The sequence below is a fragment of the Streptomyces sp. NPDC048361 genome (assembly GCF_040651795.1).
GTDB lineage: Bacteria > Actinomycetota > Actinomycetes > Streptomycetales > Streptomycetaceae > Streptomyces.
The window spans coordinates 23,555-48,856 of record NZ_JBEZKW010000050.1 but is presented as its reverse complement, the minus strand read 5'-3'; the positions used below and the strand labels follow the sequence as shown (position 1 = coordinate 48,856).

Sequence of the window (25,302 nt, the reverse complement as noted above, 5' to 3'; positions counted from 1 at the left end):
GAGGGCATGGATCTGGATCTGCGCAAGCTCCGCTATTTCGTCGCGGTGGCCGAGCACCGGAACTTCGGCCGGGCGGCTCAGGCGCTCTACATCACCCAGCCGGTTCTCAGCCGGCAGATCAAGGCGTTCGAGCAGGAACTGCAGTGCACGCTGCTCGTGCGGAGCACCCGCAGCGTGGAGCTGACCGCCGCCGGTGAGCGGCTCCACGAGGAGGCCCGGACGATCCTCGCCGCCGTCTCCACCGCCGTGCGGCGCGTGCACGACGTCGAGCGGGGCGTCCAGCGGCTCGCCGTCGCCTTCTCCCCCGGCCTCCGCGTCTCGGAAGCGGTCCGGGCGTTCACCGTGCGCCACCCGGACGTGGAGATCGACCTCGTCCCCGCAGTGTGGTGGGAACAGGACACGCCCCTGCGCGACGGCCGTGCCCAAGTCGGTTATCTGCGGCGGCCGTTCGACGACACCGGGCTGCGCACCGTTCCCATCGGCCGGGAACCGAGGGTCGCCTGCATGCCCACGGCACACCGGCTGGCGGGCCGTGCCGAACTGACCGCCGCGGACCTCGACGGCGAGCACATCATCGACACACCCAGGCGGCGAACCGCGTCGCTCGAGGAAAAGTTCGAGCACGTCGCGGCGGGATCCGACATCGCTCTCGTCCCCTTGAGCGTCGCGCGCTCCTACTCCCGCCCCGACCTCGTGCACATCCCGGTGACGGATGTCCCCGGCGCCGACACGTGCCTGGCCGCGCTCGCGGGCCGCCGCCCGAGGCTGGTGCGCGACTTCCTGGAGATCGCCACGCTCACACTGCGGGACGCCTGAACGGTCACGCGGGAGGCGGGCCGCGGCCAGGCACGCCCTTGCCACGTCGTTGCCATGCCGCTTCCAGCCGCTGCCGTGTCGCCGGGTGCCCACGAGCCCCGTGTGCACGAACCCGGGCGCTCCATGTCGGTGGCCTGTCGGTGACGGTCAGGGGTTGTCGGTGCCCCGTCGGGACGGGCTGGCACCTTGAACACGTGCTCGCCCTCACCCGTCACCCGGAGCACCGGCCCGGCGGCCCACCGCCGCCCGCCGATCACCGCCCGGCGCTCGCCGCCCGACATCAAGGAGCTCCGTCGTCATGTCCTACCCCTCCTCCCCGACGCGACCGTGGGATGTCCGGCACCTGCCTCCGGCGGTCGGCAAGACCTTCCTGATCACCGGCGGCAACGCCGGCATCGGCTACTTCGTCGCTGAGCAGCTCGCCGCCACGGGCGCCGTCGTCGTCCTCGGCAGCCGGGACCCGGCGAAGGCGGACGCCGCCGCGTTCTCGATCCGTTCGCGTGTGCCCGGCGCGGACGTACGGCACCTCCGGCTGGACCTCGCCGATCTGATCTCCTTGAAGGATTCCGTGGACAGGCTGGATCTCGGCCACCTCGATGCCGTCGTCCACAACGCGGGGATCGCGCTCGACGATCCGCCGCGCCGGGAGTCCGACGACGGGCTCGAGCTGATGTTCGCCACCAACCACCTCGGCCACTTCGCGCTCACCCAGTGGCTCGCCCCGTTGCTGTGCGCGGCGCCCGCGGGCCGCGTCGTCACGGTCGGCAGCTTCGCGGCGCGGTCCGAACGGCTGGACCTCGACGATTTGCAGTCGGCCGACGACTACCGGCCCAAGCGCGCCTACGGCCGGTCCAAGCTCGCGCAGATGTCGTTCGCCTTCGAACTCGACCGCCGTCTGCGTGCCGCAGGCAGCACCGTGCTCAGCGTCGTGGCCCATCCCGGAGGCGCCCTGGACTCCCTCACCCCTGCACGCCCCCCGATACACGTGACGACCCCGGGCGAACGGCTCCGTGCCGTCCCGGCCGGACTCGTACTGCAGGGCAAGGACGCCGGTGCCTGGCCCATCGTGCGCGCCGCCCTCGACCCGGAGGTGCGCGGCGGTGAACTGTGGGGTCCGAGGGTCTTCGGCCTGCGCGGGACGCCCCACCGGGAATCCGCCCTGCCCCACATGACCGACCCGTCGGTGGCAGCCCGTCTCTGGTCCGCAAGCGTCGACCTGGCAGGCGTCCACGACCCGGACCTCGGCTTCGGCGGCTGAGACCCCTGCGGTACGCGGCGTGCGCTTCAGGGAATGAGTGCCGCCATCGCCTCGCGCGGCAGGGACGGGTTGGCGGCGGCCGCTTCCACCACCTGCCAGTCGTCGTCGGTCAACAGCCGCGTGAGGACCGCGGGCACGAGCGCAGGGTGTCCGGCTGCCGTACGACGGGCCCGTTCGTCGGAGAGGCAGACGAGCAGCGCGGCAGCCTTGGCACGGCGATGCTCCGCGATCGCGCGGAGTGCCTTGCGTGCCGGGGGGCGGTGCCGGGCCAGATCGTCGAGGAGGTCGGACGTCACGTCCGGGTTGGCCGCCACCTGGGCCGCTACGCGTGCACCGTGCCGGCCCAGCATCGCTGCGAGGTGCCCCTCACTCAGGCCGGGGTGCGCGGCCACGGCGGCGACCACGCTCGCATCGGGGTCGGTGGCGAAGGCGTCGCGGATTTCGGCCGGCAGATCGCGCCGTCGCGCCACCAGCAACCTGACGGCGGGGAGCGGTGATTGGGCCAGGCGCTCCGTTTCGGCGGGCGTCGCGGCGGCGATGCGCGGCAGCGGAACGGCGCCCTTCCTCATGGCCCCGGCCAGGTCGCTCAGCACGTGGAGCGGCACCGACGGATTGCGGGCGACGCAACGGCGTACGTCGCCGTCCCGATCAGCGGCGAGTGTTCGGAGCACCTGCTCGCCGACGGCGGGGTTCTCCGCGAGGTCGGCCCGGACACCGGGGACCGGGTCGGCGGCGAGCCGCTCGTACACCGCGCTCGGCAGTCCCGGGCGGCGGGCCACGACCCAGCGAAGCAGCGCCGAGTCGTGGTCGGCGAAAGGGGCTACCGCGGCGGTGGGTGTGGCGGGATTCTGCAAGGCCGCGTGATGGATGTCGTGCACGGCCGACGGGTGCGAGCCCTCACACCAAGCGCCGCTCGGCATACCGCAGTTGAGCCGTGCGCAATTTCGGTCGTGCGCGAGCGGGATCTCCTCATGGTCACAGACCTCGCACCATTCGGCAGGCGGTACGCCGTCCCCGCTGAGGAGCGCCGTGCGGGCCGGCCACGGTCGAGGCACAGTTGCCCCGTGACCGTCCCGGGCAGTCGATCGCCGGTTCGGCCGGCGTCATTCCGCGCACCGGTACGCGCACACCCCCGGCCGCGTGCAGACCCGCGCACCCGGATCCTGACCCGATGGCTCCATGGCCGAATGCCGTCCTCCCGCACGGCAGTTGAGCGACGACAGGACGCCGTCCACACCGCGTGCGACGCGGATCGTAGCCATCCGCGGCATGTCCCACCGGAAAATGCCAGAACTTCCTCCTTCTCGCGACACGGGGCGTAACTTCTCCGTCACTGCGGCATCGGAGTTCGGAGTAGTGCCGTGGCGATCTGTCATCACGTGACGCCTAGGAGGGGATCTCCGCGTGCCCGGAATCGACGAGTGTCTGCTGGAGACGATGCGGCTGCCCGGCGCGCTCGGGGCAGCTCTCGTCGACTGGACCAGCGGACTCGCTCTCGGCACCATCGGTGATTCGCCGGGCGGTGACCACGAGGCGGCCGCCGCGGAGGCCGCCGAGTTCGCCAGGAGCGCCGTCGAACACCCCGTCTTCGCACCCGGTTCGGGGGACGCGGCGGAGGAGCTCCTGGAGGACGTACTCGTGACGGCGCACGGCGGCTACCACCTGCTGCGCTTCGTACGGACGGCGTACGACAGCAGCATCTTCCTGTACTTGTGGCTCGACCGTGAGCTGGGCAACCTGGCACTCGCCCGGCTGCGCCTGCGCGATCTCGCCGAGCGATTGGTCCTGGCGTGAGCCGCACGGCGCCCACCACGGACGAACGCCAACTCTCGCCGATGCTCAGCCGGTTGGTGGCCGAGCGGGCCACCGGCGCGCTGCTGCGCGACAGCGGCACGCTCTATCTCGTCGACGGTCAGGTGGTGCACGCCGAGAGCCCGGCCGCCCCCGGCATCGACGTTCTGCTCACGGTGAGCGGCAGGCTGCGCCCCGAGGGCTGGCAGTGGGCCGTGGACCAGGCGGGGGCGCGCGGCGCGGTGGGCCGGTTTCTGGTGGACAGCGGCCAGGTCACCGGAGGCGAGCTGGAACTGTGCCATCTGGGCGCCCTGTTCGACGCGGCGTTCTTCACGCTCTCCCCCGGCAGCGGCCCCACCCGGTTCCGTTACGGAGTGGCGCACTGGATCGGTCCGGTGCGGCCGGTGCCGGCGTGCTCGGTGGCCCGCGAGGCGGCCCGGCGCCGGGAGTTGCTCTTCCGGCTCTGGCCGCACCCCGAGGTGGACACGGCTCCCGTGGTGGCCGCTCCGGGGCTGGGCGGGGCGCCGGTCACCGCGCGCCAGCGGGCGCTGCTCGCGCTGGCCGACGGTGTCCGTACGCCGCAGGACATCGCGCGGCTGCTCGGGCGCCCGGCGTTCCACACACTGGTCGACGTACGCCGTCTCGCGGCGTGCGGCGCCGTCGAGACCCCGCTCGCGGGGGTGCCGCAGCACGCCATGCCGGCTCCCCCGGTGGCGTTGGCGCTGGCGTCGACGGAAGCGGAGTCCGTCGCGGACGTGGCCCTGCTGCGCAGGCTGCGTGACGGTCTTGAGGCCACGCTGTGATCCGCGTCCGCAGGCAGCGCGCCGAAAGGAGACAGATGATGGCGGCAGAGGCGGAGGTCCTCGCCGAACTGCACAGACTTCGGGTCCGGTTGCCTCAGCTCAACGGGGCGATGGCGGCCAGCGTCGACGGTCTGGTGCTCGCCCAGGACTCCACGGACGAGGCCGAGCCGCTCGCCGCGCTCACCGCCGCCGCGCTCGGCGTCGCCCAGCGTCTCACCGACACCGCGGGCCAAGGCGCCTTCCGCGAACTCCTGTTACGCGGCGACGACGGCTATGTGGCCACCTACGCGGCGGGCTCGTCCGCCGTGCTCACCCTCCTCGCCCAGCCCCGCATCAACGTGGGGCGGCTGCATCTCGAAGCCCGCCGGGCGGGCGCCCGGATCGGCGACCTGGTCGACGGCAGCCTCGGCCGACTGGAGACCCCATGACTCCCACCCGTCCCCGGGCCGACCGGCCGGGGAACACATCGGACGGAAAACAGCGGAAAGGAAGCACGAATCCCATGGCCAACACGGAAGCCGCGCTCAAGGAATCGATGACCACCATCGAGGGGACCATCGGTGTGGCCCTCGTCGACTACAGCAGTGGTATGGCCCTCGGCACGCTCGGCGGCGGCAAGGAACTCGACCTCGCGGTGGCCGCCGCGGGCAACACCGACGTGGTGCGGGCGAAGGTGCGCACCATGGAACTGCTGGGCCTGAAGGACGAGATCGAGGACATCCTGATCACGCTGGGCTCCCAGTACCACCTGATCCGCCTCCTGACGGGGCGCAACCACAACGGGCTCTTCCTCTATCTGGCCCTCGACAAGGAACGCTCCAACCTCGCCATGGCGCGCCACCAGCTCAAGAAGATCGAGGCCGAACTGGAGGTGTGAGCCGCATCCCCGTCACAGTGCCCTGCGCGGCGCCGCCCTCCCCAGGAGTCCCTCTCCAGGAGGCGGCGCCCGCGGGGCGCGGACGTTTCACGACCGCGGGGCCGTCAGCCCGTCGAGGGTGAGGCCGAGCAGTCGTTCGGCCTGGTCGCGCTGGTCCGGAGCCGCCGATGTGAGAGCGATCCCGGCGAGCGCGGCGAACACGTCGGACGGACGGATGTCGGAGCGCAGCTCTTTGGCGGCGACACCCGCCTCCATGAGCGAGGTGATGGCGGCCTGGATCATTTCCCGGCTGTGATCGTAAGGATCGCTCCCCGAGGCGACAACGGCCCGCAGTGCTTCGGCCATGCCGAGTTTGGCGGTGGCGTAGTCGATGAAGTGGCCCATCCAGGTGCGCAGCGCCTCACGCGGGGGCATCGCAGCCAGGAGACCGGGCACCGCGTCGCACAGCCGGGCCACCTCGTTGCGGTAGGCCGCCTCGATCAGGGTCTCCCGGGTCGGGAAGTTGCGGTACAGGGTGCCCGTGCCCACCCCCGCCTCTTTGGCGATGCGCTCGTAGTGGGCGTCCAGCCCCTCCTCGGTGAACACGCGCACCGCGGCGGCGAGGATCTTCTCCCGGTTGCGTTGGGCATCCGCTCTCAACGGGCGTCCCGTCTCCTGTGCCATCAACGGCTCACTTCCTCGTCCCCATTGCTAAGTGGAGGCCCCTCCACTTAATGTGGAGTCAACCGGCGGCGCCTCCGGTTTCACCGTAGAGCATGCGCCGCGCCCACGCTTCCCCGGGAGGATCCACCATGTCCGAAATCAAAGGCAAGGTCGTCGCGATCACGGGTGCCAGCAGCGGGATCGGCGAGGCCACGGCCCTGCTGCTCGCCGAGCGCGGCGCCAAAGTAGTGCTGGGCGCCCGCCGCCCCGACCGCCTCGCGACACTGACCGCCCGCATCGAGAAAGCCGGCGGTCACGCCGCGTACGCGACCACGGACGTGAAGCGTCGCGAGGACCTGAGCGGTCTGGTCGACCTGGCCTGCGACCGGTACGGCAGGCTCGACGTCCTGATCAGCAACGCAGGCGTCGGCCCGATCTCCCCCCTGGACGAGCTGCGCGTCGAGGACTGGGAGGAGATGATCGACGTCAATTTCAAGGGTGTCCTGTACGGGATCGCCGCGGCGCTGCCCGTGTTCCGCAGGCAGGGGTTCGGCCACTTCGTGAACACCGTCTCCACGGCCGGACTGCGCATCGTGCCACGCCAGTCGGTGTACGCGGCGACGAAGAACGCCGTACGCACCCTCTCGGAGGGCCTGCGCCAGGAAGCCGGAGGCAACCTGCGCGTGACGGTCGTGTCGCCGGGCATGACCCGCACGGAGTTCGCGGACTCGATGGCACCGGAGATGAAGAGGGACATCCTCGACAGCATGGCGCAGATCGCGATCCCACCGGAGGCCATCGCCCGCGCCATCGCCTTCGCCGTCGAACAGCCGGCCACCGTCGACGTGGGTGACATCGTCGTACGCCCCACGGCCCAGAGCTAGCCGCTGCCGCCGCAGACGTGAACCACGCCCGCCGGTACGGCGGCACCACCCGGTACGGCGGCACCGCAGTACCGGCGTCCACCGGACCGGTCGAGCGCCTGGGGTCTCGGGACTCAGCCCCGCTCCGAGGCCTCCTCTTCCCGCACGCACTCGATGAGGTAGTTGCCCGTGTCCGGGTCGATCACGACGCCGTGCGCCTCGCTGTGGAAGCCGGGGAAGGCGCGGTCGAAGGCCTCCAGGGCGCCGAGGTAGCGCAGGACCGGACCGTCGGGCGCGCCCAGGGCTTCCCCGGGCATGAGGACGGGGATGCCGGGCGGGGTGACGGTGACCATCGCGGCGGCCACCCGGCCCGACGCGTCGGCGAGGCGGAGGCGCTCGGTGCCGCCCCGGATGAGCCGCTGGTAACAACTCCGCGGCGGCACAACGGGGTTGGGAAGGTCACGGAAGGCGGTGTCCAGGGCGTCGATCAGGTCGGCGTGGGTGAGATGCTCGTGCATGTCCTGGCACAGGCCACGCAGGGTGGTGTCGCCGTAGCGCCGGGGATGGCTCTCGACCAGCCCCGGCAGCACCTGCCGCAACGGGGTCTCGGCGTCGTAGAGCGCCTTGAAGTCCATCAGCGCGTCCATCAGCGTGCCCCACTTGCCCTTGGTGATGCCCATGGAGAAGAGGACGAGCGTGGTGTACGTGTCCGTCTTCTCCACTACGATGCCCCGCTCGGCGAGGTACGACGTGAGGACGCGGGCCGGGATGCCCCACGGTTGGCTCACGCCCGCCGCAGTGACGCCGGGGCAGGTCAGCGTCACCTTGATGGGGTCGAGCATGCACTGACCGCGGCTCAGCCCCGAGAAGCCGTGCCAGTCGGCCTCGGGGTCGAGCTCCCAGCAGCGCGGGTCGGTGGACAGCAGCACGGGGGACGCGTCCACGAACGGCGTACGCGTCCCGGTGGCCGGATCGGTGACGGTGTCCGGCTGCCAGACGCCGAAGAACCACGCCGGGCGGTCGCCGGCGGCGGCGATGCGGCGCCCGGTGCGGACGACGGCCTGCCGGAACCGGACGGCCTCCGTGACGGCCTCGGTGATCAGCCATTCTCCCTGCGGGCCGTCCATCATCGCCGCGGCGACATCGAGGGAGGCGATGGCGGGGTACAGCGCCGATGTGGTGCCGTGCATCATGAACGCCTCGTTGAACCGGTCGTGTTCGACCGGGGCGCGCGGCGACGACCGTACGTGCACCATGGCGGCCTGGGACAGCGCGGCGAGGAGCTTGTGCGTGGACTGCGTCGAGAAGACGGTGGGCCGGTCCCCGCCCTCGAACGTGTCGGGGCCGACGGCCATGGCGTAGCGCCCGGCGTACAGCGGATGGAAGCGCGCGTAGGCGAACCACGCCTCGTCGAAGTGGAGCCGCGGGGTGCTGGGGGCGAGGGCGCGTGCGGTGCCCACGGTGTCGTAACACAGGCCGTCGTAAGTGGAGTTGGTGATCACCGCGTACTGGGCGTGGGGCGAGACCGCTCCCGGCGTCAGGGGGTGGGCTGCGATGCGGGCGGCCACCGCGTCGGGCGCGGTCTGACCGGCGGGGAGCGGGCCGGCCAGACCGTAGCCGTTGCGTGTCGGCACCAGGTAGACGGGGCGGGCACCGGAGATGACGAGGCCGTGCAGGACGGACTTGTGGCAGTTGCGGTCGACCAGGGCGATCTCGTCGGTGGTGACGCAGTAGTGGCCGACCATGCGGTCGGCGGTGGAGTCGCCGTGCAGGACGAAGTACGTACGATCGGAGCCGAAGATCCGCGCGGCGTTGCGTTCCGCGTCGCCGATGGGACCCGTGTGCTCGAAGAGGGAGCCCAACTCACTTACGGAGATGGAGAGATCGGTGCGGAAGAGCCGTTCCCCGTAGTAGTCGAAGAACGCCCGTCCCACCGGTGACTTCAAGAACGCGACGCCGCCCGAGTGCGCGGGGGTGTGCCAGGAGTATTCGTGGGCGTCGTCGAACCGCCGGAGCGCCTTGAAGAACGGGGGCAGCACGGCGTCCCCGTACGTGTGCGCGGCATGGGCCACGCGGCCTGCGATGAACGAGGGGGTGTCTTCCAGCGGCCAGACGTAACCGACGACGCTTTCGGCCACCCACAGCGGCAGCCGGTCCAGGCCCTGATCGGCGTCCTCGGCCATGACGACGAAGACCGGCAGGTCCTTGAACCGGCGGGAGATCTGCCGCAGTACGGCAGCGCCCCCCGCACCCGCACCCGCATCCGCCTCCGCGCCCTCGGCACCTGCGTCGGAGCCGGTCGCGGTGGGGGCGCCGGCCGCGGTGGGGCGGCCGCGCTCCGACGGCAGGTCCCACGCCACCATGGCGGCGGTCAGGCCAGCTTCGGTGCGCAGTGCGGCGCAGGCGCCCTCGGCGGTCCGCGCCCACCGGACGTCCAGTCCCCGGTTCTCCAACTCCTTGCCGATACGGAGGAGTTGTTCCGTGTCGGCGCCGCCGCCGAGAGGGTCCTCCCGCAGGGCCAGCAGGACAGTACCGTTCGCCATGACCATCTCCACGCCGCTCCGCGATCCCGACCGATAGGCAGCCAGCATCCCGCGGGTGGCGTGGAGGTGCTCCTGAAGCGGGCGCAAACCACCGGTACGGGTCATGCGCCGCGCTCCGGGTGACGGTGCCGGGAGGGCCGGCTCGGACGGCCGTCTGCCGTCAGATCGCCATCGCCTCCTGGATCCAGCGGTTCACCCGGTACGGCAGCCACCAGGCGAGGTCGCCGACCTGAAGCACCAGGCGCTCCTCCAGGAAGTCCGCGAGCACGGCGGCCGGCACCGATGCGGCGGGGGCGCCATAGGCCAGGGCCTCGATGACCTGCTGGTACTCGGGCTCATCGGCGGTGAAGCGGCGCAGCTCGCCCCAGCGGCGGTCGCGGATCTGGACGAAGCCGGGGCCCTGCCTCCACAGGCACTTGCAGAGGTAGTGGCCCTCGCGCCACCGGCGCAGGTCGCCGGCCGCATCGGCCGGGCCGAGCAGGGCTCCGGGCGGCTGGAGGTGGCTGAGGGCGCGCCAGGTGTCGGCGGGCGCCGCCGGGTCCAGGCGCAGCTTCCACTCGACGAGGACGGCCCGCGCCGTGAGGTCCCGCACCAGGCTGAGGGTGCGTACGGCGCGGTCGGCGGCGCCAGGGGCGGCGAGACCGGCGGACCCGGGGGACTCGATGGCCCCGGTGGACTCGGTGGCCCCCGTGGCGTCCGTGATGTCGCAGAGGCCGGTGAGATCGACGGGCTCGCGCAGCCGGACGTGGCGCGCCCCGATCTCCCACAGCCGGTCGCTCTCCTCGCCCATGGGGCCGGTCAGTTCGATGTCGCCGAGGAACATGCCGGGCAGGGCGCATGCTTCGGGGTCGTAGTCGCGCCAGGCGGAGACCGTGAGGGCCTCGGTGGCGGTGGTGAGGGCGCTGCTCATCGGGCTGTTCCTCCTGCTCGGGTGTCCGACACGCGGGGATCAGACAGGCGGGGATCAGACACGCGGGGGTCAGACACGCGGGGGTCAGACACTCGGGGGTCAGACACTGACGGGCTCGGGCCGGGCGGGCTGTCCCGCGGCGTCGAGCGCGGCCTGCGCGTGGCGCATGAAGTCCAGGCGCAGCAGGTCCTCGTTGACGGCGGACGGCGCGATGTGCACGTACTGGCCGCCGTCGGTGAAGACCAGGCCGAGTTCGACCCAGGTGTCGAGCAGCCCCTGCACCTCGTGCTCCTCGCGCGCGGCGCCCTTGGCGCGGGCCGCCGCCTTGCGGGTGAGCGCCGCCGTCGCGTGGGGCTGGTCGAGAAGGCGGAAGACGGCCAGTTCGAACGGGTCGGTCAGCTCCATCGCGCGCCAGGCGAAGGCCCGCCGCCGGCTCACCAGGACGATGCGGTCGCCGAGGTCGGTATGGGTGAGCCGGGCGTCGGAGTGGTGCTTCTTCCAGGCACCGAGCACCTTGTTGAGCGCGTTGACGGTGGGCTCGGTGATGCCGCGCTGCGGCGCCTCGAAGACGTACGCGAGGTCGTAGAGCTCGGCCTCGGGCAGGTCGTAGGTGAAGCGGTAGTGCTCTTCGGGGCGCAGGCCGTCGAAGCCGAGTTCGGGCCGGTTGAAGTAGGGGCTGAACCGCTCGATCGCGATCCGTGCGGACAGGTCGACGGGCGGGTCGAGGTGTTCGAGGGCGGGTATCTGCGCGATGACGGGGTCGTAGTCCTCGGCGGTCTCGCCCGGGAAGCCGTGCAGGTAGTTCCAGGCGACGGAGAGGCCGGTCTCGGCGCCGTCGCGGAGCATCCGTACGTTCTGGCAGCCGCTGACGCCCTTGTCCATCAGGTCGAGCACCCGGTTGTTGAGGCTCTCGATGCCGGGCTGTACGTAGATGAGTCCGGCCTCGGCGAGCGTACGCAGCTGGCTGCGGCGCATGTTGGCCTTGATCTCGATGTGCATCCTGAGGTCGTAGCCGCTCTCCATGATGCGGGGCAGCACGGTGGTGAGGTAGCCCATGTCGAGGATGTTGTCGACGAGGTACATGTCGAGCACCCGGTGTTTGCGGGCCAGTTCCATGATCTCTTCGAAGAAGGTGTCGGGGCTCTTGGAGCGGAACTGCATGAACGAGCCGTTGAGGCCGCAGAACGTGCAATGGTGCTTCTCGCCCCACCAGCAGCCGCGCGCTCCCTCGACGACGAGTTTGGGCTCGGCCCAGTTGCGGGCGACGGAGGCGGCGAGGCGCTCGAAGTAGCCGCTGTAGTCGGGGGCGAGGATGGTGGCGGGCGGCAGCGGGTTCGTCGCCATGGGGTTGACGATGCTCTTGCCGTCGCCGTCGCGATGGCACAGGCCCGGTACGGTGGCCAGTTCGTCGCCGCCGGCGCCTTCGGCGATGGCGGTCAGGAGCTGCGGGAAAGCAGCCTCGCCCTCGCCGCGGATGACGTGGTCCACGAACGGGAAGTTGCGGTGGACGGCCTCGCCCTGTTCGCCGTCGCAGTTGGCGCCGCCCATGACGGTCACGATGTGCGGGGCGAGGCGTTTGACGTGTTTGGCGGCGGCGAGGGCGGCGGTGTTCTGCTGGAAGGTGGAGGTGAAGCCGACGATGTCGGGTGCGTACTCCACGATCTGCCGGGCGATCATCTCGACGAACTCCGGTGCCTGGCGGTGCAGTTCCTGCGACATGTGCAGCCGGGACTTGCGCAGTTTGCCCTTCATCGCGGTCGCGAATTCCTCGTCGCGCCAGGTGGGGTCGGAGTAGAGCGCCGAGGAGAACACCCAGTCGCCGCAGCCCATGAAATAGGAGGAGAGCGCGTAGTACTCGTAGTCCTCGGCGGTGAATTCGGTGCGCTCGGTGATCCAGTCGGTGAATTCGAGATTGGCGTGCAGGACTTCGGCGCGGGCGCCGGGCACGCGTTCGTCCACGCTTCGTTTGAGGATTCCGAGGGCGAGCGAGGGAAGGTCGATCGGGGACCAGGGCATATTGACCAGCAGGACACGCATGTCGGCTCCTCGGTGGGTGCGGAGACGTGACGGGACGGGGGCCAAGGGGCCGGGGGCAAGGGGCGGGGCCAAGGATCGTGGGCCAGGGGCCGACGCTGTGCCGGCCCGGCGGCGGACCGCCGGGCCGGCCGAGGATCAGTCCTCGTCGCCGTCCTCGGCGTTGCGGAACGGAACCGTGACCGTAATGCCGATGCCCGGCTTGCGGTTCTCCTCGTCACCCGCGAGCGGGTCGTTCTGGATGATGTCCTTCTGCATGACAGGAACTCCTCTCTGTGTGGGTGGTGCCTTGTCCGGCGGACGCCGGCAAGCGCACCCGTCCGGTATCCCCGGCCCGGTCGGAGCGGGGAGTCTGGGGGGCGGCGGCGCGGTGCCGCCGCCGGCGGCGCAGTTCGCGGTCGAGGAAGACCACGGCACGGCGCAAAACGGCCACGTGGTCGTCGCCCTCGTAGCCGTCGTGGCCGGTGTCCAGCCACATCGACTCGTGCCGAACGTCCGCGTGGTGCAGGGCGGTGAGGTAGTCGCGCACCTGGCCGGGCGGGCACTTGACGTCCCGGCTCGCGGCGACGACCAGCAGGGGGGCCCGGACGGCGGCGGCGTAGTGGAGGGGTGAGCTCCGCTCGTACCGTTCGGGCACCTCGTCGGGGGTGCCGCCGAACAGCCGCTCGTCCAGGGCGCGCAGGGCGGGGGTGGTGGTGCGGTGGGTGGCCGCGCAGTCGGCCACGGGTTTGACGGCCACGCCCGCCTGCCACAGCGTGGGCTGCACACCGAGGGCGAGCAGGACCAGATAGCCGCCCCAGGAGGTGCCCCACAGGCCGACCGCGTCGGCGCGGACGACCCCCCGCTCGACGAGATCGGCGCGGACCGCGGCGAGGTCGGCCACCTGGGTGAGGCCGACGCCTTCGCCGAACGCGCGCCGCCAGCGCGGGCCGTAGCCGGTGGAGCCGCGGTAGTTGACGCGGACGACGGCGAAGCCGGAGGCGACGAGGGAGTGGACCACGCCGTCGTAGGCGTCCCGGTCGTGGTCGGCGGGGCCGCCGTGCACGAGGAACACCGCGGGGACCGGGCGGCTCTGCCCGTCGGGCAGGCTGAGCAGCGAGTGCACCGGCCCGTCGGGGCCCGGCGTCCATAAGTCCCGGTGCTCGCCCGGCACTTGTGCGCCGGCGCCGGGGGCGGGCGGTAACGCGGTGCCGGCGGTGGAGATCATGCGGGGTGGGGTCGCCGTGTCCGTCCAGAGGTAGTGCACGTCGTCCCCGGTGCGGGGAGCGGCGTCGAGCAGGGTTCCGCGCGGTGTCGGTACGGGTTCGACGGTGCGCTCGGCGAGGTGTACGCGGTGCAGGATGCTGCGGCCGTACCGGTCCTGTCGGACGAGGATCGAGTGTCCTTCGGGGTGCCAGCGTGCGGTGATCTCGGTGTCGAAGGTGCACCAGGCGTGGGTGACGGTTCCGACCACGGGGCTCCAACTGGCCAGCGCGTAGCGGTTGTTGCACTCGCGGACGAGGAGGAGTTCGACCCGGTCGGCGACGGGTGCGAAGCCCAGGGACCACAGGCGGCCGCCCGCGCCGTCACCGGCGAGGACCGCGTGCGGGGTGCCGTCGGCGGCCAGTACGGTCACGGCCCGCGCGGAGCCCGCCGCGGCGCTGAGCGCCACCAGGTGTCCGTCACGGGTGATCCCGGACAGGGTGGCATGGCCGTCGACGCGCGTCACTTCGCGGGCCGTCGCGCCGCGCGGACCGATGTGCACAGTGGTCGACCGGTCGGTTCCCAGACCCATGGCGACCACCGCGTCGGCACTGACGGCGAGACCGCGCGGTTCCCCTTCGGGCACGCCGAGGAGGCCTGGCAGGTCGGGTCCGCCCGCGAACGGCTGGAACCGCCAGCGTCCGGTGCCATGGTCGTCCTCGTCGAACCACCACACGTTCCCGTCGTGGTCGATCGCGCCGTGCAGTGTGCCGTGCGGGCGGTCGGTGACCTGGCGGGCCCGCAGCGCGGCGGCGTCCCACGTGAACACCTCGCACCGGCCCTCGGCGTCGGCCGTGAACACCATCCGGCTGGGATCGGCGTCGCACACCTCGGGGAGGGCGGCGCGGTAGACCTCGTAGCGCCCGGTCATGCCGTCGCCCCCGTCAGCCTGGCCCGCACGGCCGTCGTCCGCCAGGCGAGCGCGGCCAGGACACCGGCGCAGACCACGGCGGGCGCGGCCGTGCCGGCGCGGGTCACGACGGCACCGGCCAGGACCGGCGCGAGCGCCGCGGATCCCCCGACGGCACTGGCGAGGACCGCGCCCGTACGGGCCTGCAGACCCGGCGGGGTCTCCTGCAGGGCGCGTGACTGGAGTACGACGGCGACCAGCGGCATCAGCAGGCAGAACACCCCGAACAGCGCCCCGTAAGTCCAGGGTCCGTCGGCGGTCGCGAGACCGGCCGCGAGCGGGACGAGGAGCCAGGTCACCGTCACCAGGAGCCGTGCGGCGTCGATCCGGCCGGCGAGGCGCGGCGCGGCCAGCGACCCGGCGAGTCCGGCCGCCCCCGAGAGCGCGAGGACCAGGCCCATCGGCCAGCCGCCGTGGCCGCTCTTCTGGAGCGTGAAGACGGCGCCGTAGTAGAGGGCGACGATCACACCGTTGACGGTGGCGGTCCAGGTGACGACGAGACGGAGCGTGGGTGAGGTGCGGACCAGGGCGAGCCCGGCGCCCAGTTCGTCGCGGATGCGGGTCACGTGGCCGGGCCGAGGGCTACGGGTGGCATCGGCGGGGCGCGCGGCCGGGACGCCCGAGGCGCTTTCCCCGACGGCCTGCGGACCGTCGAGAGCAATCGGCGGGGGAGCGGTTTGGCCGACGGCCGGCGGGCCGTCGAGAGCGATCGGCATGGGGCCGGGTGCTGCGTCCCCCCGGTGTGCGCCGTCGGGGGCCGGCCCCTTCGCCTGGGATGCGGCGCGGGTGTCCGGCCGCAGGTCCGACCCCAGGGCCCGTACACATCCCGCGGCGACGGCATAGGTCACGGCGTCCGCGAGGAAGGGCAGGGCACGGCCCACTTGGTAGAGCGCACCGCCCAGTGCGGGGCCCAGGATGAGGGCGCCCTGTTCGCCCGCCGAGAGGCCGGCCACCACGCGGGGGCAGTCGGCGGGCGGGGCGATCATGGTGACGGTGCCGGCGGCGGCGGCCTCGTACACGGCGGTCGAGAAGCGTTCCACCAGGACCGCGCCGAGCAGCAGGGTGAGCGGCGGGCTGCCCGCGGCGGCCGACGCGGCGACGCCGGCCATGGCGAGCGCGGAAACCGTCGCGGACCAGAACATCACCGGCTTGCGCGCACCCCGGTCGGCCGGGACCGCCGCCAAGGGGGCGAGGAGCAGCCCGGCCGCGGTCGACACCCCCGCGACGAGCCCCACCACCGCGGCGGAGTGGCCGAGGCCGAGGAGCAGCAAGGGCAGCACGACTCCGGACGCCTGGGTGCCGAGCGCGTCGGAGGCGCTCGCCCACCAGAACAGGCGGACGTCACGTGACACGCGGCGGCGCGCCGCACGCCCCTCGGTGGCGATGCCGGGGCTCATCAGTGCCCCGCCGGCGCCGCAGATGTCCCCGGAAGCTCAGGGGAATCCGTTTCACGCACAGCCACCCCACAGTTGGTCAGGTTGCGAAGAAAATGTGCAGGAATCGAAACGAGCGGGAGCCTAACCAGGCGTTCGCCGGAGCCACAAGAGGTATGTCTCCGAGGCCGGAATCGAACTCCGTAAGCGTCGGGCAAAGAAACCGATTTCACGGTCCGGAACTCACCCCGTGCGACGGTTCGTCCGCGTCGGAGGGGACGGGGACGAGGCGGCGCCGTCGCCCGGCGCCGGACGTCCCCGACTCGCCCACGTCCGCCGCTTCGCTAGGGTGAACTCCCGCCCCCCACACATCTGTTCGTGCACTCCGCCTGGCATATGCACATTCCCACCGGCGAAGCACCCCCGCCGCCGGCACACGGCCTTGCCGCGGCCCGGCGGCCCGCAGGCCGGGCCACGCGAGGACCGGCGGCGCTTTCCGGCACCCTCCAACTCTCGCTCCTACGGAAGGGTTCCATCCAGCGCGGTGATTGGCTGGAAACAGGTGGGTCCCCGGTCGTCGGGACGACCGGGGACCCACCTGTGACGCGTCGACCGGGGCTCACATGTGGCGCGTCCGCCGGGGCTCACGTGTGGCGCGTCGGCCAGGGGCTCACATGTGGCGCGTCGGCCAGGGGCTCACATGTGGCGCGTCGACCGGGGCGGTGAGAGACGGCCGCCCGGTGCCCATGATGGGGTTACGGCGCCATCTCGTAGGCGCCCGCCAGCGCCTCGACGCGCTGCCACACCCGAGCCGAGCGCTCCTCGTCGACCACGGGGCGCCGGACCGCGCCCAGCGCCCAGCTCTGCTGCGCGTCGGTGGCGGAGTCCTTGCCATGGAGCTCGACGGCATGGGCGGAGAAGTCCCGTACGAGCACGGCGAAGAGCTCGTCGAGCACGTCCTGCTCAAGACCCGTCAACTGTGCCTGTTCCAGAATCAGTTGACCGTGCACGACCAGCGCGAAGAGCTGGCCGACGGCGAGGAGCAGGTCGAGGTCGCGGCTCTGCTCCTCGTCGGGGGCCGCGGTGGTGACGAACGCGCACAGGGCGTCCGCCTGCTCCCGGAAGCGGGCGACGTTGGGCACTTCGGCGAAGGCGTCGAAGGCGGTACGCCAGTCATGGAAGCGGATCGCGCCCAGGCCCCTGGCGGGCCCCTGCCGGAAGAGGAACGCGTCGTCGGCGGCGTCGATGCGGCTCGGTACGGGTGCGTACTCGACCGGACCGAGCAGGTGGTTGCCCATGAACTTCAAGATGAGCGCCAGGTTGACGTGGACCGTGCCCTCCAGCTTGGGCAGACCGCGGATCTCGACGGCCGCCTGGGCGAAGTAGTTGTCCTTCTCGAAGCCCTTGGCGGCGATCACGTCCCACATCAGGTCGATGACCTTCTCGCCCTCCGTGGTCACCTTCATCTTCGTCATCGGGTTGAAGAGGAGGTAGCGACGGTCGTCCGGACCGGCCGAGCGGAAGTAGTCCACGGCGCGGTCGCTGAAGAGCTTCATCCCGACGAGCCGCACATACGCGTCGGTCAACTCGCGCCGCACATGGGGGAAAGCGGTGACGGGGCGGCCGTAGAGGACCCGGTTGTGGGCGTGCGTGACGGCCTCGTACATCGCGTGTTCACAGATGCCGATCGAGGCGGTGCAGAGGTTGAACTTGCCCACGTTGACGGTGTTGAGGGCGGCGTCGAAGGCCGCCCGGCCGGTGTGCAGGATGTCGCCGGGGCCCACCGGGTAGTCGGCGAGCCGGAACTCGCTGACGTACTTCGAGGAGTCCACGACGTTCTTCACCAGGTGGTACGCCGCGTGGCGGCTGTCGGCGGCGAAGAAGACGTAGCCATCGGGGCCCTCGACGTCGGTGCGGCGGCCGAAGACGGAGACGAGTCCCGCGGCGTTGCCGTTGCCGATGTAGTACTTGGAGCCGGTGGCCAGGAAGCCGCCGTCGCCGTCGGGTTCGAGGAGCATGTCGGTGGAGTAGATGTCGGCGCCGTGGCTCTTCTCGGAGAGCCCGAAGGCGAACACCTCGCCCTGGTCGAGGAGTTCGGCGGCGCGGGCGCGGGCGGCGGTGTTGTCGCTCTGCCAGACCGGGCCGAGACCGAGAATGGTGACCTGCCAGGCGTACCAGTAGTCGAGTCCGTAGAACCCGAAGATCTCGTTGAGCGCGGCGATGCGAGCGGTGTCCCAGCGCTTGTCGTCCTGGTCCGGCCCGGCGGCCGACGCCGGGGTGAGGAAGGTGGCGAACAAACCTTCCTTGGCCGAGAACGCGAGGAAGTCCGCGAGCCAGGCGCGAGTGCGGTAGTCCTCGATCAGCCGGCGCTTGCCGCGCTCCTCGAACCAGTCGATGGTCGCGCGCAGCAGCCTGCGGGTTTCGGGGTCGAAGTGTGTCGGGTCGTAGGTGCGCGGGTTGAACAGCAGCGGGTCGGCCACGGTCATTCGCCTTTCCAGACAGGGGAGTTGGGTGTCGGTGGGCAGGGTGGAACAGAGGGGTGCGGCGGCGTCCGCCGGAGGGCGGTTCGGAGGTGTACGGCCGTCCTGGCGTGCAGGGCGATTCGCAGGCGTACGGCGCCGGGGCGGGCGGGCGGGCCGCGGCCGCGGCCGGCCGGGGTCGGCTCAGCTGGTCCAGCCCGTTCAGCCCGTTCAGCGGTCGGTGCCGAGCCGGTGCAGGGTGGCGATCACATCGTCGAGCCAGGTGAGCGTCATCCGCTCGTACGCGATGCCGCCGCGCAGCACGACGTGCTGCAACTCCCGCCCTGTGTCCGGGGGTTCGGGAGCTTCGGCCTCGATGAAGTCGCGCCGCTCCCCCGCGAGATAGCATGCGAGCCGGTCGGCATGCGCCCGGCGGTGCCGCTCCACCTCGCGCAGGAGGGCGGCCGGGTCGTCGAAGGCGGCGCCGCGGATCTTCACGGCGAGCTCGTGCCGGACACTCTCGGGTTCGATCGGTTCGTGCAGCCACCGTGCCAGGGCGTCGCGGCCGACCGAGGCGACGGAGTACTCCTTCTTGTCCGGCCGGTTGTCCTGCGCCACCTCGCGGGCGTCGATCCAGCCGTCGCCTTCCATGCGCTTGAGGACGCGGTAGATCTGCTGGTGGGTCGCGGCCCAGAAGTAGCCGATGGATCGGTCGAACCGCCGGGCCAGCTCATAGCCGGAGCCCGGCTTCTCCAACAGCGAGACGAGAATCGCGTGCTCAAGCGCCATGCTCGAATCCTTCTATGCAACGAGTTGCATAGACAAGCCGCACTGGCCAGGTGAGACACGGCTCACCCGGCCGGACGCGGGAGGGCGGCCCGGAAGATCGCACAGTTGCCGTTTGGGACGGCCCGCCATGGGCACTGGCAGGGACCAGAGCGGAAAGATCCGAAAGCGGCCCAAAAAGGGCTGCCACCTTTCGGTGACCGGGCGCCCGGCCGGGCAACCCGGCGACCGGGGCAACCGGCGACCGGGCAACCTGGCAAGCCGAACCGAACGAAACCGCCGACCCATACGGAACATCCCACAGAGCCACAGATCCCCGAACTACGAGGTGAGTCATGAGCGACGACGGCATGGCGGACGACGTCTATCAGCCGACCGACGGCAACGAGGAGCAGCAGGACGCCGCTCCGCTCGATCTGCAGGACGCGGTCGGCGAGCGCACCTATGACGACATGCTCGACGAGGGTTACTCACCGCCCGAGAAGCCCTTGGGTGTCACGAAGACCGGCGTCACGGCAGCCGAGCAGCACGAGGGCGAGTCCCTCGACGAACGGTTGAGCCAGGAGGTTCCGGAGCCCGAAATCCCCGTCGGCGACGAGATCGGGGACCTACCTGGCGGCGACGGCGAGCGGCTCGACCCGGAGGCGGGCGCGGAGCGCGCCGGGCGCCTGGTGGCGCCGGACGAGGGAGTCCGCGCCGACACCACGAAGCAACTCGTCGCGTCCGACGAGGGCATTGACGCGGGGGCGGCGGGAGCCGAGGAAGCGGCGGTCCACATCGTGCCCGAGGACGAGCTGCCGCCGGAGGGGGGCGCCGCGCGCTGAGCGGCGTCGCGAGCCGCGAGCCGCCGGCACGGAGGCACAGGCGCCGAGTCCGTAGGGGGCCCAGAGCACGCCGACCCCCCAACGTCCCCGTTATCCCCCTCCCTTCACCCCCGCCCCTCCCCTGCCCTGTCTTGCCCCGCCCCGCCGCAGCACCGCGGAGCGGGGCAAGACGCTGTAAATACATCCTTGACGTCGCGCCCACGTAAAGGCATCCTTTACAGGTGACAGATTCCCCTCCGTCCCTCAACGTCCTGAGCGCCCGGCTCGCCGAACAGGCCGCGGCTCTGGCCGCCTCGACGAGCAGTCCACTGGCTTCCCTGTCCTATCTCGACCTGGTCCGGCGCGCCCAGGACGCCGACGCCCTGGCGGAGCAGGTCCTGAAGCTCTGCGTGCAGCAGTCCCGGGACGCGGGGCACACCTGGCAGGAGCTCGGAGATCTGCTCGGAGTCACCCGTCAGGCGGCATTCCAGCGTTTCGGCAAGCCCATCGACCCCCGAACCGGAGAACCCATGGACAAGACAGTGCGCATGCCAGACGCGGCGGAGCGCGCTCTCCAGATCGTCACGGATGTCCTGGAGGGCCGGATGGATGCGGCGCGGCCCACGTTCAACGCGGAGGTCCTTGCCGCTTTCACCGACGAGGTGCGGGTCGACGCCCTGGCGACCGTCGCAGGGACGGTCGGAGCGTTCGAGGGCTTCGGCGACGGCGACCCGTTCGTCCGCCGCATCGGCGATTACACGGTCGTCGACATTCCGCTGCGGTACGAGGCCGGAGACCTGAAGGCACGGGTCTCCTTCGACACCGACGAGAAGGTCGCCGGCCTCGTGATCATCCCGAAGGAAATCCCGTAGGGCATCTCGTGGGACATCCCGCGGGACATTTCGTACGACATCCGCAAGGGGCCACCATGTCGGTCGACTTCCTCACTGCACCGGCGGCACCACCCACACCGTGGGCCGCCATCGTCCCCCTGATCGCCGTCCTCCCGGCCGTGATCTGCATGATCGACATCGCGCGCCATCCGCACACGCGCCGGTATCCGCCCCAGGTGTGGCTGGCGATCTGCGCGTGCGGGAACGTGTTCGGCCTCGTGGCCTACCTGCGGTTGGGCCGGACCGAGGACCACTGACGCGACCCGGCGCACACCTCCAGCGGTACAGGTGTCGCCGGCGGGTAGACGAAGAGAAATGGCTGCCCCGCCAAGGGGCACCCATGCCGCCCACGACTCCCAGGGGGAATGCCATGGGGCGCCTGGAGAAGTTCGAAGATCGCACCCGCGGTCATCCCGTCGCCAATCTCGTCCTTGCGTTCCTGGCCATCTACACCCTGGGAGGCGTGACAATGACGCTCACCGGCGCCTCCGCGACCAAGGCGTGGGTGGCCACGCTCCCCGTCCTCCTGGCAGTCGGCTCGGGCATGGCCGCCGTACGCTTTCGCCACAGGAACAACCCGAAGCAGCCCGACGGCCGTTCATGACGCGAGGGTGCGTGGGGAGGCACCCGTGCGCCGCCATGACCAACGGACCCACCGGCTCTCCCGCCCCCAAACAACAGGCGGAAGACGGCCGGTGGGGTGGTGGTCAGGGGTAGGACACCACCGAGGACGGGGTTGTCGACGTTCCCGATGTCGGGGAGCCCGTCTCGTTGATGACGTGTTCGTACTGGCCGTTGCCGCCGAGGGAGACCACAAGTACGCCGTGGAACTTCACGCCCGCGGTGTTCGGCGCGGCGAAGCCGTGATGCTGGACGATGCTCGTATCGGCTGTGTAGTTGCAGTAGCTGCCAAGGCCCCACGCCTCGTGCGTGGTGACGTTGGAGCCGACCTTGTACGCGGCGTAGCCCTTGACGTTGCCGTCCTGCACAGCCGCCTGGTTCGGGGCGTCGTACGCCTTCTCGTTCTGGAAGAACACGGTGCGGCCCCGCTGGCCGAACCACTGCACGTCGTACTTGTTGAAGTGCTCCACGAACAGGCCGGTGCAGAGCACGTCGTCGCCGTTGACGACGACACCGTAGTCGGCGCGGTTGGTGTCCCAGCCGACACCCGTGCCGTGGTCGGCGCGCCAGACCCAGGTGTGGTCGACGATGGTGTTGCGGCTGTTGATGACCATGCTGGTGGTCGCCTTGCCGGCGCCCGCGCCTCCGATGCGTACGAATACGTCCTGAACGGTGGTCGGGTTGGCCGAGTGGTCGCGCGATGCGCCGGCCGGGCCGACCTCCAGCAAGGTCGCTGAGTTGACCGGCCCGGCGTCGATGAGGAAGCCCGCGAGCCGTACGCCGTCCACGTCGGCGACCCGCATGACGGTGGCCCCGTTGTCCGGCACGAGCGTCGCGTAACCAAGGCCCAGGACCACGGTGTTGGCCCGGTTGATCTGGATCGGCTGGTCGACGTGGTAGATGCCCGGCGTCAGCAGCAGATGGAGTCCCTGCGCGAGCGCCTGGTTGAGGGTGGCCGCGCTCACACCCGGCTTGGCCACATAGAACTGCGACAGCGAGAGTGAGGTGCCGCGAGGGGTGCCGCTCCCCCAGGTGACCCCGCGTGCGTTGGTGCGCTTCTCGGGCAGGAACACGCGGTATTCACTGCCATTGAGATACAGGAAGGGCTTCTCGCGCGAGACCGGCGTCGTGTCGAGCGTCGTGTACGGCGGGTTGGGGAAGCTCTGGGCGGGAGCGCCCTGGACGCCGGAGAACACCATGTTCCACACCGCGTTGACCCAGCCGCCGATCACGCTGTCGCGCGTGTACCACTGCTGCTGTGAGTACGGTCCGACCTGGCCGTCGATGCGGCTGTCGGCGATGTAGCCGCCGCTGGCCCAACCGTAGCCGGACGGGGCGAGGTTGAGGCCGCCACGTACATGCATGCGGCGGAACGGCGCGGCCTGCGCGACGGCCCAGCGGTCGGTGCCGTTGACCGGGACGAGCGCCAGATTCTCCGCGGAGCGCCAGAAGTTCTGCGTCGCGTTGCCATTGGCCCAGCCGGCGTCGACGGTGACGTCGCCGTTGATGGTGGTGTCGTCCGGAGACAGGCCGAGACCGGCGATGGAGGTGTAGAAGCCGATCTGCGCGTTGAGGCCGCTGTACGTACCGGGCTTGAACAGGAACGCGTAGCGGCCGGTGCCGAACTGGGCCGACTCCTGCTGCCGGAAGATCTGATCCAGCGTGCCCTGGATACCCGGCGTGGAAGGGTCGAAGACCACGACGTTGGGGCCCAGGTCACCGCCGCCCGGGAGCACGCGGGGACTGGCGGCGGACCCGGAGGCGGAAGGCCCGGAGGCGGAGGACGCGGAGGAGGACGACGCCGCGGCGGGCGTCGCCAGACCCGTCACGAGGGGGGCCGAGGCCGCTGCGGCGGCGACCGCGCCGAGCACGGTGCGGCGGGCCATGGAGGAGGGGCGTCCGGTCGGGGCGTCGGGCGGAACAGGGGGCATGGGGAGACTCTCCTGGTTCAAGAGGTGAACGATGGGGGGCGGGGGAGCGCTCTCTCGCCGGGGAATGCTTCATCCCGGTGAACTCAACGTCAAGGGTCCCGGCAGAAATCCCCGGGGTTTGCGTTCACAGGTCGTCACATGCCTGGTGAGCGCGGTGCCAAGCGCTTCACCGAGCCAACTGCCGCTTCTGGACGTTCCGTTGTGGCCGCCGTGCCGACCCGGTGGCCGTCCCGGCTTCTCCCGTCACGCCCCTTGACACTCCCGCGTCGGCGCCCCGAGACTCCAGAACTGGGAGAGCGCTCTCCCAGACTCCGATCACGGTTAAGAGTCCGGCCGGTCCCGGCTTCCGGGGCACGCACAACCGGCCTCGACTCCCAGGGGCACGCAGGTCCGGCCCCGATCCCGATCCCGATTCCGCGGCCCACAGGTCCGGCCCCGGTCCCGGGGCCGTATACCGCGCACCACCGGTGGGCCGGCCGCCCCTCCCCTCACACCTCCGCCTCCCTCCCCAACCCCTTTATCGCCAGGAGGACTTCATGCCACGGAGATCCAGTCTCCTCTCCGGCACCCTGGTCGCAGGCGCCATGCTGCTGACCACGCTCGGGCTCGGCGGCGTCGCCATGAGCGCCGGCACGCCCGCGTCGAGTGGCGCGGCCACGGCGTCGCTCGCGACCGGCCACACCGCCCACACGATGGACATGGCGATGGCCGCGTCCACCGCCACATCGGCGGACGACCCCGACGGCGACGGCTACATCCCGGCGAACCCGCCGGTCACCGGGGTCTCGCCGTCGACCCAGGACCCGCCCCACCGCTACTTCCACGAGTTCCAGGCCAACTGTTCGGTGACGCATACCGCGCCGGACGACCCCATCGTCTTTCCGCAGCAGCCGGGCAAGTCCCACGACCACACGTTCTTGGGCAACACCACCACCAACGCCAACAGCACAACGGCCTCCCTGGCCGCAGGCGGCACCACCTGCAAGGCGCCCGGCGACAAGTCGGGTTACTGGATGCCGTCGCTGTTCAACGGCGCCCAGAAGATCCTCCCGGTCGGCCCCCAGACCATCTACTACAAGGCCGGCGTGACCGACTACACGAGCGTCCGGCCCTTCCCCAAGGGACTGCGGTTCGTGGTGGGCAGCCCCATGCAGACGGCCGACGAGTTCCGCCACCACCCCGGTTTCGTCGAGGGCTGGGAGTGCGGTGACAGCTACTTCAACGTCGCCTTCCCCACCAACTGCCCCAACCGGGCCGACGTCCAGCTCAACATCCGTTTCCAGGCGCCCAGTTGCTGGGACGGCAAGTACCTCGACACCCCCGACCACAAGGCACACATGGCGTACCCGGTGGTCAAGCCCGGCACCAACGACAACGTCTGCCCGGCCGACCACCCGGTGGCCGTGCCGATGATCGAGTTCAAGATGGCGTTCCCGGTCAACGGGGACCTCTCCCAGGCGAAGCTCGCGAGTGGGCCGAGCTACTCCTTCCACTACGACTTCTTCAACGCCTGGGACGACGCCACCCTGAAGGCGCTGGTCGACCACTGTGTCGTCGGCGGACTGCAGTGTGACGCCCGTGGTTACGACCAGACGCACCCGGAGGCGGGCGCGGCACTGGACGCGAACTACGAGCTTCCCTGAGGGCGCGGCACCACCACCGCCCTCCCTGTTCCGGTCGGCCCGGCCGCTCACCGTCCCGCCGCGGCCGGGCCGACCGTACTCCCCGCACAACGGCGATCGCGCTC

The 25,302-nt window shown here is 71.1% G+C and carries 22 protein-coding genes; 12 read left to right on the top strand and 10 right to left on the bottom strand.

Annotated elements, in window-relative coordinates:
* Positions 1 to 6 precede the first annotated feature (6 nt).
* Together AB0D31_RS25690 and AB0D31_RS25685 are read left to right on the top strand one after the other, a co-directional pair.
* A complete protein-coding gene (locus tag AB0D31_RS25690; protein WP_362727382.1) occupies positions 7 to 816 on the top strand; it encodes a LysR family transcriptional regulator in 810 nt (269 codons plus the stop codon).
* A 298-nt stretch (positions 817 to 1,114) separates the two neighbouring features.
* The gene (locus AB0D31_RS25685) at positions 1,115 to 2,074 is read left to right on the top strand and encodes an SDR family NAD(P)-dependent oxidoreductase (RefSeq protein WP_362727381.1); all 960 of its coding nucleotides are present in this window, start codon (positions 1,115 to 1,117) and stop codon (positions 2,072 to 2,074) included.
* Between the two features lie 26 nt (positions 2,075 to 2,100).
* Here the strand turns inward: AB0D31_RS25685 and AB0D31_RS25680 are convergent, their stop codons facing one another.
* A complete protein-coding gene (locus tag AB0D31_RS25680) occupies positions 2,101 to 2,952 on the bottom strand; it encodes a hypothetical protein (protein ID WP_362727379.1) in 852 nt (283 codons plus the stop codon).
* A gap of 526 nt (positions 2,953 to 3,478) precedes the next feature.
* Here AB0D31_RS25680 and AB0D31_RS25675 point away from each other — a divergent pair.
* The 4 genes from AB0D31_RS25675 (at position 3,479) to AB0D31_RS25660 (ending at position 5,545) form a co-directional block, all read left to right on the top strand.
* The gene (locus AB0D31_RS25675) at positions 3,479 to 3,868 is read left to right on the top strand and encodes a hypothetical protein (RefSeq protein WP_362727377.1); all 390 of its coding nucleotides are present in this window, start codon (positions 3,479 to 3,481) and stop codon (positions 3,866 to 3,868) included.
* A gap of 41 nt (positions 3,869 to 3,909) precedes the next feature.
* Complete coding sequence (locus tag AB0D31_RS25670) at positions 3,910 to 4,668, top strand: transcriptional regulator (RefSeq protein WP_362727395.1); 759 nt, start codon at positions 3,910 to 3,912, stop codon at positions 4,666 to 4,668.
* A 38-nt stretch (positions 4,669 to 4,706) separates the two neighbouring features.
* Complete coding sequence (locus AB0D31_RS25665) at positions 4,707 to 5,096, top strand: roadblock/LC7 domain-containing protein (protein WP_362727376.1); 390 nt, start codon at positions 4,707 to 4,709, stop codon at positions 5,094 to 5,096.
* Between the two features lie 74 nt (positions 5,097 to 5,170).
* A complete protein-coding gene (locus tag AB0D31_RS25660; protein ID WP_362727374.1) occupies positions 5,171 to 5,545 on the top strand; it encodes a hypothetical protein in 375 nt (124 codons plus the stop codon).
* 87 nt (positions 5,546 to 5,632) lie between these two features.
* Here AB0D31_RS25660 and AB0D31_RS25655 read toward each other — a convergent pair whose 3' ends face one another.
* Complete coding sequence (locus AB0D31_RS25655) at positions 5,633 to 6,208, bottom strand: helix-turn-helix domain-containing protein (RefSeq protein ID WP_362727372.1); 576 nt, start codon at positions 6,206 to 6,208, stop codon at positions 5,633 to 5,635.
* Between the two features lie 128 nt (positions 6,209 to 6,336).
* Here AB0D31_RS25655 and AB0D31_RS25650 point away from each other — a divergent pair, with 128 nt between their 5' ends.
* Positions 6,337 to 7,071 (top strand): SDR family oxidoreductase, encoded by a 735-nt coding sequence (locus AB0D31_RS25650; protein WP_362727371.1) that lies wholly within the window; start codon positions 6,337 to 6,339, stop codon positions 7,069 to 7,071.
* Between the two features lie 113 nt (positions 7,072 to 7,184).
* Here the strand turns inward: AB0D31_RS25650 and AB0D31_RS25645 are convergent, their stop codons facing one another.
* The 7 genes from AB0D31_RS25645 to AB0D31_RS25615 all read right to left on the bottom strand — a co-directional run bounded on the left by AB0D31_RS25645 (position 7,185) and on the right by AB0D31_RS25615 (position 19,310).
* Positions 7,185 to 9,593: an Orn/Lys/Arg decarboxylase N-terminal domain-containing protein gene (locus AB0D31_RS25645; protein WP_362727369.1), complete on the bottom strand. Its 2,409-nt coding sequence runs from the start codon at positions 9,591 to 9,593 to the stop codon at positions 7,185 to 7,187.
* 160 nt (positions 9,594 to 9,753) lie between these two features.
* Positions 9,754 to 10,503: a DUF5825 family protein gene (locus tag AB0D31_RS25640; protein ID WP_362727367.1), complete on the bottom strand. Its 750-nt coding sequence runs from the start codon at positions 10,501 to 10,503 to the stop codon at positions 9,754 to 9,756.
* Between the two features lie 99 nt (positions 10,504 to 10,602).
* The gene (locus tag AB0D31_RS25635; RefSeq protein WP_362727365.1) at positions 10,603 to 12,540 is read right to left on the bottom strand and encodes a RiPP maturation radical SAM C-methyltransferase; all 1,938 of its coding nucleotides are present in this window, start codon (positions 12,538 to 12,540) and stop codon (positions 10,603 to 10,605) included.
* Positions 12,541 to 12,754: 214 nt separating this feature from the next.
* Entirely contained in the window at positions 12,755 to 14,650 is a 1,896-nt protein-coding gene (locus AB0D31_RS25630) for an alpha/beta fold hydrolase (protein ID WP_362727363.1), read from the bottom strand.
* Positions 14,647 to 16,086: an MFS transporter gene (locus tag AB0D31_RS25625; protein ID WP_362727362.1), complete on the bottom strand. Its 1,440-nt coding sequence runs from the start codon at positions 16,084 to 16,086 to the stop codon at positions 14,647 to 14,649. Before AB0D31_RS25625 ends, AB0D31_RS25630 begins: the two co-directional genes overlap by 4 nt.
* A gap of 731 nt (positions 16,087 to 16,817) precedes the next feature.
* A complete protein-coding gene (locus AB0D31_RS25620; protein WP_362727393.1) occupies positions 16,818 to 18,542 on the bottom strand; it encodes an acyl-CoA dehydrogenase family protein in 1,725 nt (574 codons plus the stop codon).
* A gap of 210 nt (positions 18,543 to 18,752) precedes the next feature.
* Positions 18,753 to 19,310: a PadR family transcriptional regulator gene (locus AB0D31_RS25615; RefSeq protein WP_362727360.1), complete on the bottom strand. Its 558-nt coding sequence runs from the start codon at positions 19,308 to 19,310 to the stop codon at positions 18,753 to 18,755.
* A gap of 332 nt (positions 19,311 to 19,642) precedes the next feature.
* On the opposite strand from AB0D31_RS25615, the gene AB0D31_RS25610 reads away from it, so the two are divergent.
* The 4 genes from AB0D31_RS25610 to AB0D31_RS25595 all read left to right on the top strand — a co-directional run bounded on the left by AB0D31_RS25610 (position 19,643) and on the right by AB0D31_RS25595 (position 21,607).
* The gene (locus AB0D31_RS25610; protein WP_362727358.1) at positions 19,643 to 20,131 is read left to right on the top strand and encodes a DUF5709 domain-containing protein; all 489 of its coding nucleotides are present in this window, start codon (positions 19,643 to 19,645) and stop codon (positions 20,129 to 20,131) included.
* A gap of 221 nt (positions 20,132 to 20,352) precedes the next feature.
* Positions 20,353 to 20,982, top strand: coding sequence for a DUF3887 domain-containing protein (locus AB0D31_RS25605; RefSeq protein WP_362727356.1), 630 nt, complete (start codon positions 20,353 to 20,355; stop codon positions 20,980 to 20,982).
* 56 nt (positions 20,983 to 21,038) lie between these two features.
* Positions 21,039 to 21,260 carry a PLDc N-terminal domain-containing protein gene (locus AB0D31_RS25600; protein WP_362727354.1) on the top strand — a complete coding sequence of 74 codons (222 nt, stop codon included), beginning with the start codon at positions 21,039 to 21,041 and terminating at the stop codon, positions 21,258 to 21,260.
* A gap of 83 nt (positions 21,261 to 21,343) precedes the next feature.
* On the top strand, positions 21,344 to 21,607 hold the full coding sequence (locus AB0D31_RS25595; protein WP_362727352.1) for a hypothetical protein: 264 nt from the start codon (positions 21,344 to 21,346) through the stop codon (positions 21,605 to 21,607).
* Positions 21,608 to 21,710: 103 nt separating this feature from the next.
* On the opposite strand, the gene AB0D31_RS25590 is transcribed toward AB0D31_RS25595, so the two are convergent.
* Positions 21,711 to 23,555, bottom strand: coding sequence for a coagulation factor 5/8 type domain-containing protein (locus AB0D31_RS25590; RefSeq protein WP_362727350.1), 1,845 nt, complete (start codon positions 23,553 to 23,555; stop codon positions 21,711 to 21,713).
* Between the two features lie 536 nt (positions 23,556 to 24,091).
* Here AB0D31_RS25590 and AB0D31_RS25585 point away from each other — a divergent pair.
* Positions 24,092 to 25,198 (top strand): DUF1996 domain-containing protein, encoded by a 1,107-nt coding sequence (locus AB0D31_RS25585; RefSeq protein WP_362727348.1) that lies wholly within the window; start codon positions 24,092 to 24,094, stop codon positions 25,196 to 25,198.
* Positions 25,199 to 25,302 lie beyond the last annotated feature (104 nt).

Excerpts from the sequence above, each read along its gene's own strand:
- AB0D31_RS25690 (WP_362727382.1), top strand. The coding sequence starts at position 7 with ATGGATCTGGATCTGCGCAAGCTCCGCTATTTCGTCGCGGTGGCCGAG.
- AB0D31_RS25685 (WP_362727381.1), top strand. The coding sequence starts at position 1,115 with ATGTCCTACCCCTCCTCCCCGACGCGACCGTGGGATGTCCGGCACCTG.
- AB0D31_RS25670 (WP_362727395.1), top strand. The coding sequence starts at position 3,910 with ATGCTCAGCCGGTTGGTGGCCGAGCGGGCCACCGGCGCGCTGCTGCGC.
- AB0D31_RS25665 (WP_362727376.1), top strand. The coding sequence starts at position 4,707 with ATGGCGGCAGAGGCGGAGGTCCTCGCCGAACTGCACAGACTTCGGGTC.
- AB0D31_RS25660 (WP_362727374.1), top strand. The coding sequence starts at position 5,171 with ATGGCCAACACGGAAGCCGCGCTCAAGGAATCGATGACCACCATCGAG.
- AB0D31_RS25655 (WP_362727372.1), bottom strand. The coding sequence starts at position 6,208 with ATGGCACAGGAGACGGGACGCCCGTTGAGAGCGGATGCCCAACGCAAC.
- AB0D31_RS25650 (WP_362727371.1), top strand. The coding sequence starts at position 6,337 with ATGTCCGAAATCAAAGGCAAGGTCGTCGCGATCACGGGTGCCAGCAGC.
- AB0D31_RS25645 (WP_362727369.1), bottom strand. The coding sequence starts at position 9,593 with ATGGCGAACGGTACTGTCCTGCTGGCCCTGCGGGAGGACCCTCTCGGC.
- AB0D31_RS25640 (WP_362727367.1), bottom strand. The coding sequence starts at position 10,503 with ATGAGCAGCGCCCTCACCACCGCCACCGAGGCCCTCACGGTCTCCGCC.
- AB0D31_RS25635 (WP_362727365.1), bottom strand. The coding sequence starts at position 12,540 with ATGCGTGTCCTGCTGGTCAATATGCCCTGGTCCCCGATCGACCTTCCC.
- AB0D31_RS25630 (WP_362727363.1), bottom strand. The coding sequence starts at position 14,650 with ATGACCGGGCGCTACGAGGTCTACCGCGCCGCCCTCCCCGAGGTGTGC.
- AB0D31_RS25625 (WP_362727362.1), bottom strand. The coding sequence starts at position 16,086 with ATGAGCCCCGGCATCGCCACCGAGGGGCGTGCGGCGCGCCGCCGCGTG.
- AB0D31_RS25615 (WP_362727360.1), bottom strand. The coding sequence starts at position 19,310 with ATGGCGCTTGAGCACGCGATTCTCGTCTCGCTGTTGGAGAAGCCGGGC.
- AB0D31_RS25610 (WP_362727358.1), top strand. The coding sequence starts at position 19,643 with ATGAGCGACGACGGCATGGCGGACGACGTCTATCAGCCGACCGACGGC.
- AB0D31_RS25600 (WP_362727354.1), top strand. The coding sequence starts at position 21,039 with ATGTCGGTCGACTTCCTCACTGCACCGGCGGCACCACCCACACCGTGG.
- AB0D31_RS25595 (WP_362727352.1), top strand. The coding sequence starts at position 21,344 with ATGCCGCCCACGACTCCCAGGGGGAATGCCATGGGGCGCCTGGAGAAG.
- AB0D31_RS25590 (WP_362727350.1), bottom strand. The coding sequence starts at position 23,555 with ATGCCCCCTGTTCCGCCCGACGCCCCGACCGGACGCCCCTCCTCCATG.
- AB0D31_RS25585 (WP_362727348.1), top strand. The coding sequence starts at position 24,092 with ATGCCACGGAGATCCAGTCTCCTCTCCGGCACCCTGGTCGCAGGCGCC.